Origin of the sequence: Luteibacter sp. (assembly GCF_036499525.1) — a bacterium.
GTDB lineage: Bacteria > Pseudomonadota > Gammaproteobacteria > Xanthomonadales > Rhodanobacteraceae > Luteibacter.
On sequence record NZ_DASYDO010000035.1, the window covers coordinates 1 to 17,749 of the forward strand.

Below are 17,749 nucleotides of genomic sequence, written 5' to 3' on the forward strand. Positions count from 1 at the left end.
GAAGGCTGAAGTTCTACCATTGAACTACTCCCGCACTGCGCGGAACTCGTCTGGTGGAGGAAGGTGGATTCGAACCACCGAAGGCGTAAGCCAGCAGATTTACAGTCTGCCCCCGTTGGCCGCTTGGGTATTCCTCCAACAAAGAACGCCTATTGTCGCGAGCGTCCGGGAACCTGTCAATAACTTCCGCACGCGAAAATCACGCCTCGCGCGTCGCCAGCACCAGCGGCTCCATCGCGCGCGACATCTCCATGAGCTTCATCGCGTATTCCTGCAGGCGAAGGTCCTTCGCTTCGACCGGCTTCCATGACGGAACCGGCGTGGGCTTGCCGCCATCGGGCTTGTCCAGGGCCACGAAGACCATCACGCAACTGGTGGCGAGGCGCTGCTCGCCGCTACGCAGGTCGCGCGCCAGCACGTCTACGGCCAGGTGCATGCTCGAGGTGCCGGTATGGATGAGCCGGGCCCGCACGGTCACCAGGTCGCCGATCAGGATGGGCGCCAGGAACTGGATGCCGCTGACCGAGGCGGTGACGCAATAGGCCCCGCTCCAGCCCACCGCACAGGCGTAACCGGCCTGGTCGAGCCATTTCATGACCATGCCGCCATGCACCTTGCCGCCGAAATTCACATCGGTGGGCTGGGCCATGAAACGAAATTCGACGTCGCGCTGGGTGCCGGGCATGGGGTGACCTTGCTATGGAAAGCCCCATTATGACGTCCCGGCAGCTTGCCGGACTGCGCGGGGCAGCATAGATTCGTCCCCAAGCTCATGGGGAGTGCCCGATGGTCCTTCGCAGCGTCGCCTCGCGACTCGCCCTTGGCGTGCTCCTGGGCTCGGCGATCGTCCTGATCGTCACGGGCGGGCTGATGCTAACCCATACCCGCGAGCAGATCCTCGACCAGACCGAGCAGGAAGCAGCAGCCGTCTCAGGCTGGGCCGCGGCGCGGATCCAGGGGCGTCTGGACAACGTGTCGAGGGTGGCCCAGGTGCTCGCCGGCATCCTCGCCACGCGTCGCGACGAGGCGCCCGCCGTCATACGCGACGCCCTGGCCGTCAATCCCGAGCTGGTCGATATCACCGCCGCCTTCATCCCCCGGGACACGAACGCGCCACGCCCCGTCGACGCCCCGGTCGCGCGGCGCGCCGTCGACGGCACGCTCAGCATGGGCAGCCGGCTGGACGATCCCGAGGTGTACTGGACCTCGACCTGGTTCGTCCGTGGACTGAACTGTGAACACGGCTGCTGGCAGGCGCCGTTCCACTCCGTGGGGCGCACCGACACCCTGGTGGGCTACTCCGTCGCGATCCCTGGCAAGGCGTTGCCCGTGATCGGCGTCGCCGACGCCACCATCAGCATCGACTGGCTACAGAAGCTGCTCGGCGAACTGAACAAGCCGAAGCACGCCTCGGCCTTCGTCGTCGATGCGAATGGCGTGTTCCTCGCCCACGACTGGACCTCCTATGTGGGGACACGCGGCAGCAGGCCGTTCCGCGCGGCCCTCTCCGAGGGGCGCAATCCGGTGCGGATCACGCCTGAGATGGGCGGGCGGGTCAGCGAGCCCGTTTGGGTCTATTTCGTGAAGATCCCCGGCACCACGTGGACCTTCGGCCTGACGATGCCGGAACACGAAGTGCTCGCGGACCTCCGCCGCACCTACTACGTTGACATCCTCCTGGGCTTGCTGGCGCTGGCCGGCGTATCGCTGATCGCGCTGGTGATCACCCGGCGCCTGATGGCGCCCCTGGCGATCCTCTCCGACCGCGCGGACGATGTCGCCCGCGGGCACCTGGACTTCCCCTTGCCCAAGCTCCGGCGCAAGGACGAGGTGGGCAGGCTGACCCGGGCCTTCGACCAGATGCGCCATCAGCTCGCCGGGCACATCGACACCGCCAAGCAGACCGCCCGGGAGCAGGAGCGCATGGCCAGCGAACTGGAGATCGCCCGGCAGATCCAGCTCGCCCTCCTTCCTGAGCCGCACTGGCTCGCCGCCGACGGCCGGGTCGAGGTGCATGCCGTGCTGCGCCCGGCAAGCGCCGTTGGCGGCGACCTGTATACCTATTTCACGCTTGGCGCCCGGCACGTCTGCGTGATGGTCGGCGATGTATCCGACAAGGGCATCCCCGCCGCGCTGTTCATGGCCCGCACGATCACCCTCGCCCGCACCCTCGCCACCCACGCGCGCTCGCCAAGCGACATCCTCGGCGCGCTCAACCTCGAGTTGTGCAAGGGCAACGACACCTGCATGTTCGTCACCCTCCTCTGCGGTGTGGTGGAAACCGAAACCGGCCTCCTCTCTTTCGCCAGCGCCGGCCACGAGCAACCCGTGCTCCACGCAGGCGGCAGTGCGACCCTCGTCGACGTCGAGACGGGACCGGCGCTCGGCCTCGACCGCGAAGCGCGCTACCCTGTACGCGTACTCACGTTGCTTGGGGGCGATACCGTGATCATGTACACCGACGGTGTCAGCGAGGCGCATGCTGCCAACCAGCGCCTGTACGGGACGCACTCGATCCTGGAAAGCCTCTCGCGCGTCGAGGAAGGAGCCACGCCGGAAACCTATGTGGAACAGGTGCTGGGCGACGTCGACGCGTATATCGATGGCGCACCGGCCTACGACGATATCGCACTGCTCGCACTCACCTGGCACGACGGTGCCGCCGCGGGGGCCCGCTTCGATGCGGCTGCGCATTCCTAACCGGCTCGAGGACGTGTTCCTTGCGCTGGACAGGGCCGAGGGCACGCTGGACCGCGCGGAGGTGGACGCCTCCTGCCGCGCGGACGTGCGCCTGGTGCTCGAGGAGCTGTTGGTGAACACGGTCCGCCACGGCTACCCGGATGGCAGGGACGGCAGCATCGACATCCGTCTGGAGGTGGAGGCCGACGTGGTTCACCTCGAACTGCGCGACGACGCCATGCCCTTCGACCCCCTGCAGCACGAACCGCCCGACTTGCCAGGCGACATCGCCAGGCGCGAGATCGGCGGCCTGGGCCTGCACCTGGCCCGCAGCATCGCCAGCGCTTTCCACTATGCACGCGACGCACACGGCAATCGTGTCGTCATCCGCTTCGACCCTTCCGACGAGCCAACTACATGACCCTCATCGTCCGCAGCGAAAGCCCGCGCACCGACCGCAGCACCGTGTGGCTGGAAGGCCGGCTAGACGCGGCGACCTACGCGGCGTTCGACGAAGCCTTGCGCGACATCACGCCGCTCGTGGACAACGGCGGCACGCTCGTGATCGACCTCTCGGCGCTGGATTACATAAGCAGCGCCGGGCTGCGCAGCCTCGCCCAACTGCGCAAGCAGCTTCACGACCGCGATGGGCGCACCCTGTTACTGAATCCACAGCCGCAGGTAAAGAAGGTCTTCGACATCGTGAAGGCCGTGCCGGTCGCCGAGGTGTTCGCCAGCGTGGGCGAACTGGACCAATACCTCGATCACATGCAGCGGCAGATCACCGCGCTGGGCAGTTGAGAGAAAGAGGTCAGACGTTGAACCGGAAGTGCAGCACATCGCCTTCCTTGACGAGGTAATCCTTGCCTTCCAGGCGCAGGCGCCCCGCTTCCTTCGCGCCCTGCTCGCCCTTGAACTTGATGTAGTCGTCGTACGCCACCGTTTCCGCGCGGATGAAGCCGCGTTCGAAGTCGGTGTGGATCACGGCAGCGGCCTGTGGCGCGGTGGAACCGGCACGGACCTGCCATGCGCGGACTTCCTTCTCGCCGGCGGTGAAATAGGTCTGCAGGCCGAGCAGCTTGTAGCCAGCGCGGATCACCCGGTTGAGGCCCGGCTCTTCGAGCCCCAGGTCCTTGAGGAATTCGTCGCGATCGGCGTCCTCGAGCTGCGAAAGTTCTTCCTCGATCGCCGCGCAGATCGCCACCACCTCGGCGCCTTCTTCCACCGCGCGGGCGCGCACGGCATCGAGGTGCGGATTGTTCTCGAAGCCGTCTTCCGCGACGTTCGCGATGTACATCAGCGGCTTCATCGTGATCAGGAACATGTCGCGGACCAGCGCCTTCTCGTCAGCATCGAGGCCGGCGGCGCGGGCCGACTTGCCCTGGTCGAGCGCCTTGGCGAGCTTTTCCAGCACCGGCTTGCGCGCCAGCGCGTCCTTGTCGTTCGCCTTGGCGGAACGCGTGGCGCGATCGAGTGCCTTCAGCACGGACTCGAGGTCGGCAAGCGCCAACTCGGTATCGATGGTCTCGATGTCGGCGATCGGATCGACCTTGTTCGCCACATGGATGACGTTGCCGTCTTCGAAGCAGCGGACGACATGCGCGATGGCGTCGGTCTCGCGGATATGCGCGAGGAACTTGTTGCCCAGGCCTTCGCCTTTCGACGCGCCGGCCACGAGCCCCGCGATGTCGACGAATTCCATGGTGGTGGGGATCACCTTCTGCGGCTTCACGATCGACGCCAGCTCATCCAGGCGCGGATCCGGCACGGGCACGATGCCGGTGTTGGGCTCGATCGTGCAGAACGGGAAATTGGCGGCGGCGATGCCGGCCTTGGTCAGCGCGTTGAACAGGGTGGACTTGCCGACGTTAGGCAGGCCGACGATGCCGCATTTGATGCCCATGGCGAATCTGTGTCCGGTTGGTGTGGGTGTGGGTCAGGCGACCGTGTGCAGGCGTTTCATCGCCTCTTCGAACTTGCCGTCCAGCGCCAGCGGCAGCACGTCGAACGCGCGCCCGATGCCGTGCATGATGGCGTCCTCGTCGGCCGCGCTCGGGCGACCGAGCACCCACGGGGTGACCTTGTCCTTGTGCCCCGGGTGGCCGATGCCGACCCGCAGGCGATGGAACTTGCCATGGCCCAGGTGGGCCATGATGTCGCGCAGTCCGTTCTGGCCGCCGTGGCCGCCGTCGAACTTCATGCGGACGATGCCCGGCTGGAGGTCCAGTTCGTCGTGGGCGACGAGGCACTCCTCCGGCGCGATCTTGTAGTAGCGCAGCGCCGAGGCGACGGCGATGCCGCTCTTGTTCATGAAGGTGGCGGGCTTGAGCAGCCAGAGGGTTTCGCCGGCGATGCGCAGCTTGCAGGTTTCGCCATGCAGCTTGCCGTCGAAAGCCCAGCGTTCTCCCTGGTCCATGGCCAGGGCATCGACACACCAGAACCCGGCGTTGTGCCGGGTCCTGACGTATTCGGCCCCGGGGTTGCCGAGGCCGACGATAAGACGAAGTGTCGCCATTGGTTCATGTGGGAGCCGCCGTGGCGGCTCCCACACATGTTCCTTACTTCTTCTCGTCGGTCGGGGCTTCGCCGCCCTCGGCAGCCGTCGTCGGGTCGACTTCTTCCTGGATCGAGGCCACGGTGACGACGGCGACGTCGTGTTCCTTGCCCAGGCCCAGCTCCGGGATTTCCACGCCGACCGGCAGTTTCAGGTCGGAAAGGTGGATGATGTCGCCCGACTTCAGGTCGGCCAGGTCGAGTTCGATGAACTCCGGCAGGTGCTTCGGCAGGCAGGAGACCGTCACTTCCGTCAGGTTGTGCGAGATCACCAGGCCCGCGGTCTTGCCGGCCGGGGACTTCTCCTGGTTCAGGAAATGCACCGGAACGGCGACGCGGATGGCCTCGTTTTCGTTCACGCGCTGGAAGTCCATGTGCAGCATGAGCTGCTTGAACGGGTGCTTCTGCCAGTCCTTGATCAGGACCTTCTGCAGCTTGCCGTCGACGGTCAGTTCGATCACCGACGAGTAGAACGACTCGTAGCGCGAGCCGAGCAGCACGTCGTTATGGAGGACCTGGATCGCCTGCGGGGCTTCGCCCGCGCCGTATACGATAGCCGGCACGTAGCCAGCAATGCGAAGGCGGCGGCTCGCACCCTTCCCTTCCACACTGCGGCTCGTAGCGGTGAGCTGATGATTGGTAGCCATTGGTGTTGCCTCAAGTAAACCGCCTCGCGGCGGTGGGTAAAGGACTCCCCCGCGACCAGGGGAGCCCGAAAAAACGATGTCTCAGTCGATATAGAGCGAGCTCACCGATTCGCCGAAGGCGATGCGGCGGATCGTCTCAGCGAGTAGTTCCGCGACCGACAACTGGCGGATTTTCGCACAGTTACGGGCGTTGTCGCGCAATGGCAGGGTATTGGTCACCACCAGCTGGTCGAGCTGGGAGTTATCCAGGTTGTCGATCGCGGCGCCCGAGAGCACCGGGTGCACGCAATAAGCGACGACCTTGCGGGCGCCTTTTTCCTTCAGGGCCGCCGCCGCGGCGCAGAGTGTCCCGGCGGTGTCGACGATGTCGTCCACCAGCACGCAGGTCTTGCCTTCCACGTCGCCGATGATGTTCATGACCGTGGCCACGTTCGCCTTCGGGCGGCGTTTATCGATGATCGCGAGGTCCGCGTCGTCCAGGCGCTTGGCGAGCGCACGCGCACGCACCACGCCACCGACGTCCGGGCTGACCACGATCAGGTCGTCCATGCTGTGGTGGCGCCAGATGTCGGCCAGGAGCACCGGCGAGGCGTACACGTTGTCTACCGGGATGTCGAAGAATCCCTGGATCTGGTCGGCGTGCAGGTCGATCGTGAGCACGCGGTCGGCACCGGCCGTGGCGATCATCTTCGCCGCCAGCTTGGCTGTGATCGGCACGCGGGCCGAGCGTGGGCGGCGGTCCTGCCGGGCGTAGCCGAAATAGGGCATCACCGCGGTAACCGTGCCTGCGGAGGCGCGCTTGAGCGCGTCGATCAGCACCAGCAGGTCGAACAGGTTCTCCGCGCTGGGCGCGCCCGTCGGCTGGATGACGAACACTTCCTGCTTGCGTACGTTCTCCTCGATCTCGACCTGGGCCTCGCCGTCGCTGAACCGGCCGACGAGGGCCTTGCCGAGCGGAATGCCGAGACGGGAGGCAACATCGTCGGCGAGCGCACGGTGCGCATTGCCGCTGAACAGCATCGGGGTGGACGTATCCACGAAGGAACTCCTGGCGTGAGTGGGTTGGTTCATGTTCGCCACCGCGAGCGGTGGCTGGGGCGGCAGGATTCGAACCTGCGCATGCGGGAATCAAAATCCCGTGCCTTAACCAGCTTGGCGACGCCCCAACAATTCGTTCCGGCGAGCCAACCGGCCCGCCATGGCTTGCCGCAGCCCGCGGCCCTACCCGTCCCTACGACACGATGCCTCTTGCCTCGACCCGATTCCGCGCCAGCAGCAGCGGTGAAGGATCGATACCCGCCGCCACGTGGGCCGTAAAGCCTCCGGGACAACGCGAGGCGACGCTTAGCGCCGCCTCGTGAGTTCTTGTTTCCAGGAACACGCACCCACCGCTACCGGAAAGACGGGCGTGGCCGAAGCCCGCCAGCCAGTCCAGCGCCGCGGCCACCCGCGGGTGGCGCGCACGGACTACCGGCTCGAAGGCGTTTTCCGCCGAATCTCCGGAAACAAAGGATGAAATTGTCGCCCGCGGGGCGGTACGTGTCAATTCGGCGGCCGCGAACAGGGCGGCTGTCGGGACGTGCTCGTGAGGGTCCAACACCACGTACCAGCGGCGCGGGAGGCGTATCGGCGTGAGGCGCTCCCCAATTCCCTCAGCCCAGGCGGAACGCCCACGGACGAAAACGGGAACGTCGGCGCCCAGGGTGGCCGCGAGGACGGCCAGCGCGTCCTCGGACAGGCCGGTCCGCCAGAGCGTATTGAGGCCCACCAGCACGCTGGCAGCATCCGAACTGCCGCCGCCGAGGCCGCCGCCAAGGGGGATGCGTTTGGAGACGGCGATGTCAGCACCCAGCGGCGTGCCTGTTTCGGCGGCCAGCAGGCGCGCAGCGCGCACCGTGAGGTCGGCACCCTCGGGAACGCCCGCCACTGGCGTGGGGCGCGCGATAACGCCGTCCGCACGCACGCGCAAGCGGACCTCGTCGCCCCAGTCAAGGAGGCGGAAGACGGTTTGCAATTCATGGTAACCGTCGTCGCGACGGCCGACGATGCGCAGGAACAGGTTGAGCTTCGCCGGCGCCGGCCAGGCGGTCCAGTCGCCCTCCGCCAGCGGTGCCAACGGGCGGCTCATGAACACGCGAAGATGGTCGGGGAAACCGTTCTGGCGGTCGCGCTCCAGGGCGTCGGCGAACGCCGGGGCATGCTTGTCGACCACCGTGAACCCGTGCTTCGCATAGAACGGCGCGTTCCAGGGCACGTCGGCGAGGGTACCGAGATCTATCTGGGCGTAACCCGCCTCACGTGCCCAGGCGCACGCATGCTCCAGCAGCGCGGCGCCGATGCCCTTTCCACCGAAAGCCGGCAGCACGTCGATCTCGGCGATACCGATGGCGTCGGTCGATCCTTCGGTGTCGAGGCATACGAAGCCGACTACGTCCTCCTCCACCACGGCGACCCAGACGAGGCCGCGCGCGATCAGTGCACGCACGGTATCCAACGGCAGTGCCATGCCCGAATACGACGGCCATGCCTCGTGCCCGCGGAAGAGTTCAACCGCGGCGCGTTCGATGGCGCACAGGCGCGCGGCATCGTCGTCGCCGGCGCGGGTGATCGTGAAATGCATCTAGCAAGCCGTGAGTGCCGAGGCGCGAAAGTATACGGTGCGCGGTAGGAGCGCGCCCTGCGCGCGACAGCTTTTCGCGTCGATCCTTCAGATTGCGCGCCAGCTCCGGGTCACTGCCTCAAAACATGTCGCGCGCAGGGCGTGCTCCTACCTGCCGAAGGACCAGTCTTCGATGGACAGGCGCACCTTGTATGGCGCTTTCTCCGCGAAGACGCGCAAGGGCATCGGCGGATGGCGGGCGGCGTCCCACTGGCGGTAATCCACCGTCCAGCCGTCCTGCACGATCCGCGACGGCAGCTTGTCCGTACCGAAGGCGATGTCGGCCGGACCGCCGTCCGCGCGAAGTCCCAGAACCCAGCGCTTCAGCTCGGTCATCGGAATCTGCCAGCCCACCGCGCTCGCCATCAGCGATTCCGCATCCGGCCCACGCCGGGGACCGCCGTCCAGGCCCTCGAGCTCGGCACCGTCAGGGCCACCCGTGAGGCGGAAGCTGCGCCCGGTGACCGGGGCGCGCACGGTGAATTCGTAATGTTCGCCGTCCTGTCGCCAAGTCAAGCCGCCCGAGCCGGAATCCTTTCCGTCGGATACGGAAAGGCGTCCCTCGAGGGTCCAGTGGCCGGTGTCGACGAGCGCTTTCTCGCGTTGCTCCTGCAATCCGAGCGTGACCGCGTCGCCCGCCTGGCGAACCGGTGCGCGGGTGGTGGCACAAGCGGCGAGGAGGACTGGGAGGGCGAGAAGCGCGAAACGTGAGGCGTGCCGAAAGGTCATGCGATAGCCGTGTAGGAGCGCGCCCTGCGCGCGACATGTTTTGAGGCCGATATCCGGGACTGGCGCGAAATCTGTCGTACCCGACGCGGGCATAAACGCGCAGCGCGCGCTCCTACGGACGCAATTTCCGCTCGGTCTTCTCCAGCGCGGCGTTCTTCGGATCGATCCGGCGCACCTCGTTGAGGAGTTTGCGGGCGTCGTCGTGACGGCCACGGGTCCACAGCACTTCGGCGAGGTGTACCCCGATGTCGGGGTCTTTGCGCTGCGTCCATGCGCTGCGCAGCGTGCTCTCGGCCTGGTCGAGTTCGCCCTGGCGGAATTTCAGCCAACCCCACGAATCCGCGACCGAGGGATCGTCGGGGCGCGCCGCGCGGGCGGCCTGGATCAGGTTTTGCGCCTCGCCCAGGTCGCGGTCGTTATCGGCCAGCGTGTAGCCCAGGGCATTGCTCGTCTCGATGTCGCCGGGTTTCAGTTCGAGGATCTTGCGGAAGTCTGCCACCGCATCGTCGACTCGCCCGGCCTCCGCGTAGGCCAGACCACGGCCGTACAGTATGTCGGTATCGTCGGGCTTCACCCGCAGCGCCTTGCCGTAGGCGTCGGCGGCCGCGTCGAAACGGCGGCCGTCCATGTACAGCTCACCGTCCACAGCGAAGGCCTTGAGCAACTGCTCGGGGCGGTCGGCATAAGTGGTTTGCAGTTCGGCCACGATTTCGTGCGCATCGTCGTCCTTGCCCTGCAGGTGCAGCACGACGGCGCTGCGCACCGAAGCGTCGAAAATGCGCGGATCGTCGTCGCCCACCGCGGCGTACCAGTCCAGCGCATCTTCCTGCTTGCCCTGCAACTCCGCCAGCTGGCCGAGGGTGAACGCGTTTTCCGTCTGGACACCGTCGGATTGCCGACGGATTTCGTCGTAGAGCTTCCGAACGGCCACCTTGTCGTTGGCCCGCGCGGCCAGGCTCAGGCGCATCGCATAGGTGTCGGCGTTCTGCGCGCCGCTGGAGAGCAGCTTCGTCGCCGCGTTCCGGTCGCCGAGCTGGACCAGCAGGGTCGCGTAGGCCATGCGCAGCCGCGCGTTCTTCGGCTCGCGCTCCACCGCCTTCGCGAACAGCTTCCTCGCGCCCGCCTTGTCGCCCGCCTGGAAGGCTCGCTGGCCAGCCCAGGCGTAGGTCGTCCCGTTGTGGAAGCGGGCCAGCGCGGCGTCGCCGATCGTGTTCGCGTAGTCGTGGCGACCAAGGCTTTCGCCGAGTTCGCTCATCGCAAGCCAGGCGGTGGCATCGTTCGGCAGGCGCTGAGGCGTGGCGATCCGCTCGAGCAGCAAGCCTGCCTGGGCAGCATCGCGTCCACTGGCCAGGATTCGGCCGAATTCGCGCCAGGCATCGGGATCGCCGGTGGCGACCAGGGCGTCGAGCTGTTGCTGCGCTTCCGCCGTGTCGCCGCGGTCGAGGGCCATGCGGGCGCGGGCCGAGGCCACTTCGGCCGGCTTGGCACCGAGGGCGGCCCAGCGATCCAATGCCTTGCCGGCGGCGGCCTGGTCGTGCACGGCCAACGCCAATTCGGTGGCGCGGGCGGCCACCTTGGGATCGCCACTAAGGGCCGTGGCCTGGGCGTACGCGTCTGAGGCAGTCTTGAGATCGCTGGCGGCCAAGGCGAAATCGCCGGCCATCAGCAGAGCCTGGAGGTCGCGTTCGGGCGGCACGATCGCCACGTTCAGACGGTCCAGTGGCTGGACGCCGGTGCGGGTGGCCCTTGGCGCCTCCGCAGGGTGCATCGCGGCACAGCCCGCCAGCACCGCCATCGCCGCCAGGACTCCAAGATGCCGCACTTGCTTGTACTTCGACCGACCGCTCAGCACACTACTCTCCGTCATTCCCGTCAGGCACCCGCGAAGCGCTGGCGCCTTGGTAAGGGCACAATGCGCCCTTAGCTTAGCCGACGCCACTCAAGCCGACCTCAGCCCGTCATGCCACTCATCGCCCTCGGGCTCAATCACCTCACCGCGCCAGTCAGCCTGCGCGAGCAGGTGGCATTCGACGCCGCGGTGGCGACCGAGGCGCTGGGCGACCTCACCCGGCAACCCGGGGTCGAGGAAGCGATGATCCTCTCCACCTGCAACCGCACCGAGCTGTACTGCAGCGTGGCGGAAGGTTTCGAGACGGTGCCGGGCCAGTGGCTGTCGCGTCAGCACCGATTGACCCCGCAACGCCTCGACGAGTTCCTTTACCGGCACGATGAAAAGGACGCGGTGCGCCACATGTTCCGCGTGGCCACCGGCTTGGATTCCATGGTGCTGGGCGAGCCGCAGATCCTTGGGCAGGTAAAGGAGGCCTACCAGCAGGCCCGCTCCGCGCAAAGCCTCCGGGCGCCGATGGAACGCCTCCTGCAGCACACCTTCGCGGTGGCGAAGCGCGTGCGCACCGATACCCGCATCGGCGCGCATACGGTCTCGGTCGCGTACACCGCGGTCAGGCTGGCCGAACAGGTCTTCACCGATCTGCGCCAGGCCTGCGTGCTGCTGATCGGCGCGGGCGAGACGATCGAACTCGCCGCCCGCCACCTCGCCGACAAGAATGTTCGCCGGCTCATCGTCGCCAACCGCACGCTGGAGAACGCCCAGGAACTGGCCGGCCGCTATGCCGGCTACGCCATTTCCCTGGCCGACCTCCCCCGTCACCTCGCCGAGGCGGACATCGTCATCACCTCCACGGCGTCGCGTCTGCCGGTGGTAACGCGGGCGATGGTGTCCGACGCGATCGCTGCGCGCCGCCGGCGACCCATGTTCATGGTCGACATCGCCGTGCCGCGTGACATCGAGCCGGAGGTCGCCATGCTCGACGACGTCTATCTCTATGGCATCGACGACCTGAAACAGGTCATCGACGAGAACCGCCGCTCGCGCGAATTGGCCGCGCGCGAGGCCGACGCGATCATCGATCTGCAGGTCGAGCGCTACATGGCCTGGCGCCGCGCGCTCAACCTGCGCAACCCCGCCGTGGACCTGCGCATGGCCGCCGAGGCGCAGCGCGACGAGGTACTGGCCAAGGCCCAGGCCATGCTGGCCAAGGGCCGCCCCCCCGAGGAGGCCCTCGCCTTCCTCGCCAACACCCTCACCAACAAACTGCTGCACACCCCCAGCGCGCGCCTGCGCGACGCCGCCATGGCGGGCGACCTCGACCTGCTCCACGCCGCCGGCCGTTTGTACGGACTGGACCCGGACGACGACGTTTCCGCATGATGTGCGGCTACAGCCGGATATCGCGCCCCGAATGACTCCCTCGATCCGCCGCAAACTTGAAGCCCTCGCCGAACGCCACGAGGAAATCGGCCTGCTGCTCGCGCAGCCGGACGTGTTGGACGACAGCCAGCGTTTCCGCGACCTCTCGCGGGAATACGCGCAGCTGGAGCCCGTCGCGGCATCGCTGAAGGAACATGACGACGCGGAGCGCGAACTGGCGGACACGCGCGCCATGCTCGACGATCCCGAGATGCGCGACATGGCGGCGGACGACATCCAGCGCATCGAGTCTCACCTGGCGCACCTGGACGGGGAACTGCAGATCCTCCTCCTGCCGAAAGACCCGCGCGACGACGGCAACCTTTTCCTCGAGGTGCGCGCGGGCACCGGTGGCGACGAGGCGGCGATCTTCGCCGGCGACCTCTTCCGCATGTACGCACGCTATGCCGAGCGCCAGCGCTGGCATCTGGAGATCCTCAACGCCAACGAGGGCGAGCACGGCGGCTACAAGGAAGTCGTGGCGCGCATCGAGGGACGCGGGGCGTATTCGAAGCTGAAGTTCGAATCCGGCACGCACCGCGTGCAGCGCGTGCCCGAAACCGAGTCGCAGGGGCGCATCCACACCTCGGCGGCCACCGTGGCGATCCTGCCCGAGCAGGACGAAGTCGGTGACATCGAGCTGCGCGACGGAGACCTCAAGGTCGATACCTTCCGCGCTTCCGGCGCGGGCGGCCAACACGTCAACAAGACCGATTCAGCCATTCGCATCACCCACCTGCCCACCGGCACCGTGGTCGAATGCCAGGACGAGCGCAGCCAGCACAAGAACCGCGCCCGCGCGATGAGCCTGCTCAAGGCACGCCTGCTCGACGCGGAGCGCAGCAAGCAAAGCGCTGCGCAGGCGGAATCGCGCCGCCTCCAGGTCGGTTCGGGCGACCGCAGCCAGCGCATCCGAACCTACAACTTCCCGCAAGGCCGGATCACCGACCACCGCATCAACCTCACGCTTTACCGCCTGACCGAGGTGATGCAGGGCGAACTGGACGAGTTGATCGACACCCTCACCCGCGAGCACCAGGCCGACGAACTGCAGAGCCTAACCGCGGGCGGCTGATGCGCCGCCGCTCGTCACCTGCCGTCCGCTCGTTACCTGTAGGAGCGCGCCCTGCGCGCGACAGCTTTTCGCGGCCAAGTAACAGGACCAGAAGCTTTTTCGCGAAAACCTGTCGCGCGCAGGGCGCGCTCCTACACGGGCCGGGCGACGTTCGATGGGGCACACTGGTCCCTTCTGCTGGAGGAGACGTTATGGGCAAGAAAAAAGAATACGAGAAAGCACTCGAAGACCTGCAGGTCGAGCTCGTCGGCCTCACCCGCTGGTTGCGCCATACCGGCAAGCGGATGCTGGTGATCTTCGAAGGCCGCGATGCCGCCGGCAAGGGCGGCACGATCAAAGCCATCACCGACAAACTCGACACGCGCGCCGCCCGCGTCGTGGCGCTGGGCAAGCCCTCGTCCGTCGAGGAAAGCCAATGGTATTTCCAGCGTTACGTGGCGCACCTGCCCTCCGCCGGCGAACTCGTCCTGTTCGACCGCAGCTGGTACAACCGCGCGGTGGTCGAACCGGCCATGGGCTTCTGCACCGACGACCAGTACGACCGCTTCATGAAGGCCTGCCCGGTCTTCGAGAAGATGCTGACCGACGACGGCATCATCCTTCTCAAGTACTGGCTCTCGGTCGACCAGGCGGAGCAGGAGAAGCGTTTCGCGGAGCGCGCCGCCGACCCGCTCAAGCGTTGGAAACTTTCACCGGTGGACGTGAAGGGGCGGGAAAAATACGTCGAGATGGGCGACCTGCGCGATGCCATGATCCAGCACACGCATACCGACGACGCGCCCTGGTTCGTGGCCGATTTCGACGACCAGAAGACCGGCAGGCTCAACCTGATCCGTCATTTGCTCGACCTGATACCGGACAAGCTCACTCCCGACGCGGAGTTCGAACTGCCGCCCCTGAAGGGCAAGCCGAAGAAGGATAAAGTGACCGCGAAGGCGGAACGCGTGCCCGCAGTGTATTAATGCACTCAGAAGTGAAGGAAACGCAAACTCTGAACAGCCCAGGGTTTTGAGGAGGCTCCAACTCTTGAGAAGATGGAGCCATGAACAAGTCGAACAAGTTCTCACCTGAGATCCGCGAGCGCGCCGTGCTCATGGTGCAAGAGCACCGCGGGGAGTACCCGTCGCTATGGGGCGCAGTCGAATCGATTGCCCCGAAGATCGGCTGCGTGCCGCAGACGCTGCTGGGGTGGGTCAAGCGCCGATCTGCAAGGCATTGCAGGTCGCCCCGTCGGGATATCGGCGGCAAGTAGCGCTTGGGCGTGAACCAGGCAAACGTTGTGCTCGTGCTCAACGCGATGACGCGTTGGTGCCCGAGATCGAGCGTGTCTGGCAGGCCAACATGCAGGTCTACGGGGCAGACAAGGTCTGGCGGCAGTTGGCTCGCGAAGGCACGATGGTGGCGCGCTGCACCGTTGAGCGGCTGATGCGGCGCCAGGGTCTGCGCGGCGTGATGCGCGGCAAAGTCGTGCGCACGACGATCAGCGACCGCAAAACGCCGTGCCCGCTCGATAGAGTCAACCGGCAGTTCCATGCCGAGCGACCGAACCAGCTCTGGGTCTCGGACTTCACATACGTATCCACTTGGCAGGGCTGGCTCTACGTGGCCTTCGTCATCGACGTCTTCGCACGTCGCATCGTCGGCTGGCGAGTGAGCCGTTCGATGCGCACCGACTTCGTGCTCGACGCGTTGGAGCAAGCGTTGTACGCACGACAGCCCGAGCGCGACAGCAGTCTTATCCATCATTCCGATCGCGGATCGCAATACGTCAGTATTCGATACAGCGAACGGCTGGCCGAAGCCGGCATTGAGCCTTCCGTGGGCAGCAAGGGGGACTCCTATGACAACGCTATGGCCGAGACGATCAACGGGCTCTACAAGGCCGAGTTGATTCAACGTCGCGCGCCATGGAAGATCAAGGAAGCCGTGGAGTTCGCGACACTGGAATGGGTGTCCTGGTTCAACGACCACCGCCTGCTCGAACCCATCGGCTATATCCCGCCGGCAGAGGCCGAGGCAAACTACTACCAGCAACTCACCAGTCAGGCCGCCATGATGGCAACCTGACTTAAACCAAAAAGCCTCCACGAAACCCGGGGCGATTCAGCTTGGTTCGCGCCGCGGCGATGTCGCGGCCGTGGATGCGGCCGTTCTTTTCGGCGCTCTCGTCGATGGCCCGCTCCAGCTCCACGATGGATTCGCCATGCGCCAACGCGCTAGTCGTCGTGGTGAAGCGCTGTCCTTCAGCCGTTCTCATTCGACGGTCTTTAGTGATTGCAGACACGATGCCTCCGGAAGGCTCCGGTAGTAGGGAGTGCCATGCGGGCAGGCATCAAATTCACGACATTTAACCCACGCAGTCTTCCTCTTGCCTGCAAAATTATCGTAAGTAGCTAGCAGGAACTCTTTGCTTGAAGACCATCCTCTCGCGAAAACTGGCTCGCTCCGAAGGATGTAAGATTTAGCTTTGCTATTTTCATTTGGCTCATTATAGAAATGAGCTTTTTCAGATGCGACGGTAACCACGCATGCGCCACGATCGGCATGCATGTCGTGCTCCTTGTGCATGATTTTCTTCTTTTCATAGTTGCTCTCCGTTCCATCAACGAGAGAGTATTCTGCTGACCTAGATCCTATAAGGGCCAATTCTGCCAAAAATTTGTACTCGTCCTTATTGCGAATGGTCAACGAGGCCTTGCGTCCGTCAGTCGAGGCAACTCCGAGCACATTATCACCGTCTTCCGCGCAATCTATGTGGCCACCGCTGTTTGTGATTTCGCAGTATATTCCATGAATATGCCGACCCTCTATTGCGAGGTTCAGTCGAAGCGTACTCTCGGGTACCTCTGTATTACTGCCCGGAGCAATCCATCGCCAATCGCCGGAAAGATCAGACGTGGTTTGGCCTGCTACAAGCTGTGTCGATTGAACGAGCAGGAATGCAACAAATGTAAAGGGTGCTGGTTTCATCTCGCTCAATCTCCCGCTGATAAGGGGCGTACTTCGCAGTCGGCTACTCGGTTTAGCCATCCCTTGATAAATTTTTCCTGAGTAGGGTCGTCGCTAACCAGGGCGCGATAGTAGTTTTTGCGCAACGCTGAAATCTCTCGGTACAGCTTGCTTTGATCGCTGATGCGCGTTAGTTCTGAAGCTAGTTCGTCGTTCCAGCCGCCTTTTTCAGAGATCTTCGCTCCGTAAGTAGTTTGCAGGAACCTTCTCACCTCCCGGCCTGACTTCCCTGAAGTGATCGACCAGTCATATGTCATGAGCGCAAAGCGAACAGAACTCATCTGGGCATGACCTTTGGAATGCCAATATGCGTTTAAGTAGATGGTTTTAGCGTCAGTGAGCGTGATTTTTCTGAGGCTTTCGATAGTCGGTTCGATCCCAAGGTCTTGTAGCGCACGAGCCTTCCAGGTAGCGAAAGAGATTCCGTATTTAGTCGCTCCTCCCTTATCGTGCTCTACATCTGAAAAGCCTCCCTCATGCTCAATGACGATATCAGTAAGGGTCTCAAACCAGCTGCATACGTCTCTGGCGGTGATGAAATTATCGGTCCACCCAAACGGATGAATGTGATGCACCCGCGGATCCTGCGGAAACGTATCGATCTTGCTGGCCACCTCGCTCCACCAGCCGCGCTTGTTCTGCCGTTCGCGCTCGCCCTTCCAGTCATGGTTCATCAGATGATCGAGCGCCGCCCAGCGTTCCTCGTGCGGGCTCCAGTGGCTTTCGAAGCGCACGATCATCCGGCTCAGCGCGTGAGCCAGTAACGGCTTGGTTCGCGCCGCGGCGATGTCGCGGCCGTGGATGCGGCCGTTCTTTTCGGCGCTCTCGTCGATGGCCCGCTCCAAGGCCACGATGAGCTCGCTGTGCGCCAGCGCGTTGACCGCGGGCTCGAAGCTTTGTTCGTCGTCGGGACGGACGAAGCCGCTGACCACGGCGTGACGCTGGAAGGCTTCCAGCAGCGAGAAGGTCGTGCCGTCCACGAGCTGGCCCCCTGCGTCAGAATAGTTGTCGCCCCGATAGATCCATGAACGGGGGCGCAGATGAGAGAACGAATTGGCTCGATACGGACAAGCATTCAAAGGCCGGGCGGTAGCGCGCATGCTGCCACCGGAGAGCACGTCACCGGA

Annotated in this window: 17 protein-coding genes, 2 tRNA genes and 1 pseudogene; 7 read left to right on the forward strand and 13 right to left on the reverse strand. The window is 65.0% G+C overall.

Annotated features, from left to right (window positions below; genetic code table 11):
• Positions 1–51 precede the first annotated feature (51 nt).
• Positions 52–137 (reverse strand) — tRNA-Tyr (locus VGM71_RS07185).
• Positions 138–199: 62 nt separating this feature from the next.
• Complete coding sequence (locus tag VGM71_RS07190; RefSeq protein WP_331543451.1) at positions 200–685, reverse strand: acyl-CoA thioesterase; 486 nt, start codon at positions 683–685, stop codon at positions 200–202.
• Positions 686–786: 101 nt separating this feature from the next.
• On the opposite strand from VGM71_RS07190, the gene VGM71_RS07195 reads away from it, so the two are divergent.
• From VGM71_RS07195 to VGM71_RS07205, 3 genes are read left to right on the forward strand one after another with little or no spacing between them, the layout of a single operon-like run.
• Positions 787–2,700, forward strand: a complete 1,914-nt coding sequence (locus VGM71_RS07195; protein WP_331543453.1) for a SpoIIE family protein phosphatase — start codon at positions 787–789, stop codon at positions 2,698–2,700.
• Complete coding sequence (locus tag VGM71_RS07200; protein ID WP_331543455.1) at positions 2,681–3,100, forward strand: ATP-binding protein; 420 nt, start codon at positions 2,681–2,683, stop codon at positions 3,098–3,100. The genes VGM71_RS07195 and VGM71_RS07200 overlap by 20 nt, the downstream gene beginning before the upstream one ends.
• Positions 3,097–3,480 (forward strand): STAS domain-containing protein, encoded by a 384-nt coding sequence (locus VGM71_RS07205; RefSeq protein ID WP_331543457.1) that lies wholly within the window; start codon positions 3,097–3,099, stop codon positions 3,478–3,480. Before VGM71_RS07200 ends, VGM71_RS07205 begins: the two co-directional genes overlap by 4 nt.
• A gap of 10 nt (positions 3,481–3,490) precedes the next feature.
• Here VGM71_RS07205 and ychF read toward each other — a convergent pair whose 3' ends face one another.
• The 8 genes from ychF to VGM71_RS07245 form a co-directional block, all read right to left on the reverse strand.
• On the reverse strand, positions 3,491–4,582 hold the full coding sequence (gene ychF, locus VGM71_RS07210) for a redox-regulated ATPase YchF (protein WP_331543459.1): 1,092 nt from the start codon (positions 4,580–4,582) through the stop codon (positions 3,491–3,493).
• 33 nt (positions 4,583–4,615) lie between these two features.
• The gene (pth, locus tag VGM71_RS07215) at positions 4,616–5,194 is read right to left on the reverse strand and encodes an aminoacyl-tRNA hydrolase (protein ID WP_331543460.1); all 579 of its coding nucleotides are present in this window, start codon (positions 5,192–5,194) and stop codon (positions 4,616–4,618) included.
• 43 nt (positions 5,195–5,237) lie between these two features.
• The gene (locus VGM71_RS07220; protein ID WP_331543462.1) at positions 5,238–5,879 is read right to left on the reverse strand and encodes a 50S ribosomal protein L25/general stress protein Ctc; all 642 of its coding nucleotides are present in this window, start codon (positions 5,877–5,879) and stop codon (positions 5,238–5,240) included.
• Positions 5,880–5,960: 81 nt separating this feature from the next.
• Complete coding sequence (locus VGM71_RS07225) at positions 5,961–6,950, reverse strand: ribose-phosphate diphosphokinase (RefSeq protein WP_331543464.1); 990 nt, start codon at positions 6,948–6,950, stop codon at positions 5,961–5,963.
• An 18-nt stretch (positions 6,951–6,968) separates the two neighbouring features.
• Positions 6,969–7,045, reverse strand: a tRNA-Gln gene (locus VGM71_RS07230).
• A gap of 65 nt (positions 7,046–7,110) precedes the next feature.
• The gene (gene ispE / locus VGM71_RS07235; RefSeq protein WP_331543466.1) at positions 7,111–8,499 is read right to left on the reverse strand and encodes a 4-(cytidine 5'-diphospho)-2-C-methyl-D-erythritol kinase; all 1,389 of its coding nucleotides are present in this window, start codon (positions 8,497–8,499) and stop codon (positions 7,111–7,113) included.
• Between the two features lie 147 nt (positions 8,500–8,646).
• Positions 8,647–9,267 carry a lipoprotein insertase outer membrane protein LolB gene (gene lolB, locus VGM71_RS07240; protein WP_331543468.1) on the reverse strand — a complete coding sequence of 207 codons (621 nt, stop codon included), beginning with the start codon at positions 9,265–9,267 and terminating at the stop codon, positions 8,647–8,649.
• Between the two features lie 112 nt (positions 9,268–9,379).
• Positions 9,380–11,134: a tetratricopeptide repeat protein gene (locus VGM71_RS07245; RefSeq protein WP_331543470.1), complete on the reverse strand. Its 1,755-nt coding sequence runs from the start codon at positions 11,132–11,134 to the stop codon at positions 9,380–9,382.
• Positions 11,135–11,227: 93 nt separating this feature from the next.
• On the opposite strand from VGM71_RS07245, the gene hemA reads away from it, so the two are divergent.
• The 4 genes and pseudogenes from hemA (at position 11,228) to VGM71_RS07265 (ending at position 15,680) form a co-directional block, all read left to right on the forward strand.
• Positions 11,228–12,499, forward strand: a complete 1,272-nt coding sequence (gene hemA, locus VGM71_RS07250; RefSeq protein ID WP_331543473.1) for a glutamyl-tRNA reductase — start codon at positions 11,228–11,230, stop codon at positions 12,497–12,499.
• 31 nt (positions 12,500–12,530) lie between these two features.
• The gene (prfA, locus tag VGM71_RS07255; RefSeq protein ID WP_331543475.1) at positions 12,531–13,613 is read left to right on the forward strand and encodes a peptide chain release factor 1; all 1,083 of its coding nucleotides are present in this window, start codon (positions 12,531–12,533) and stop codon (positions 13,611–13,613) included.
• Positions 13,614–13,804: 191 nt separating this feature from the next.
• A complete protein-coding gene (gene ppk2 / locus VGM71_RS07260; protein WP_331543477.1) occupies positions 13,805–14,575 on the forward strand; it encodes a polyphosphate kinase 2 in 771 nt (256 codons plus the stop codon).
• Between the two features lie 80 nt (positions 14,576–14,655).
• Positions 14,656–15,680, forward strand: a pseudogene (locus VGM71_RS07265) (IS3 family transposase).
• A gap of 1 nt (position 15,681) precedes the next feature.
• Here the strand turns inward: VGM71_RS07265 and VGM71_RS07270 are convergent.
• The 3 genes from VGM71_RS07270 to VGM71_RS07280 form a co-directional block, all read right to left on the reverse strand.
• Positions 15,682–15,870: a hypothetical protein gene (locus tag VGM71_RS07270; RefSeq protein ID WP_331543479.1), complete on the reverse strand. Its 189-nt coding sequence runs from the start codon at positions 15,868–15,870 to the stop codon at positions 15,682–15,684.
• Positions 15,867–16,583, reverse strand: coding sequence for a hypothetical protein (locus tag VGM71_RS07275; protein WP_331543481.1), 717 nt, complete (start codon positions 16,581–16,583; stop codon positions 15,867–15,869). Before VGM71_RS07275 ends, VGM71_RS07270 begins: the two co-directional genes overlap by 4 nt.
• A 5-nt stretch (positions 16,584–16,588) precedes the next feature.
• A partial coding sequence (locus tag VGM71_RS07280) for a glycosyl hydrolase 108 family protein (RefSeq protein WP_331543483.1) occupies positions 16,589–17,749 on the reverse strand: 1,161 nt, incomplete at its 5' end.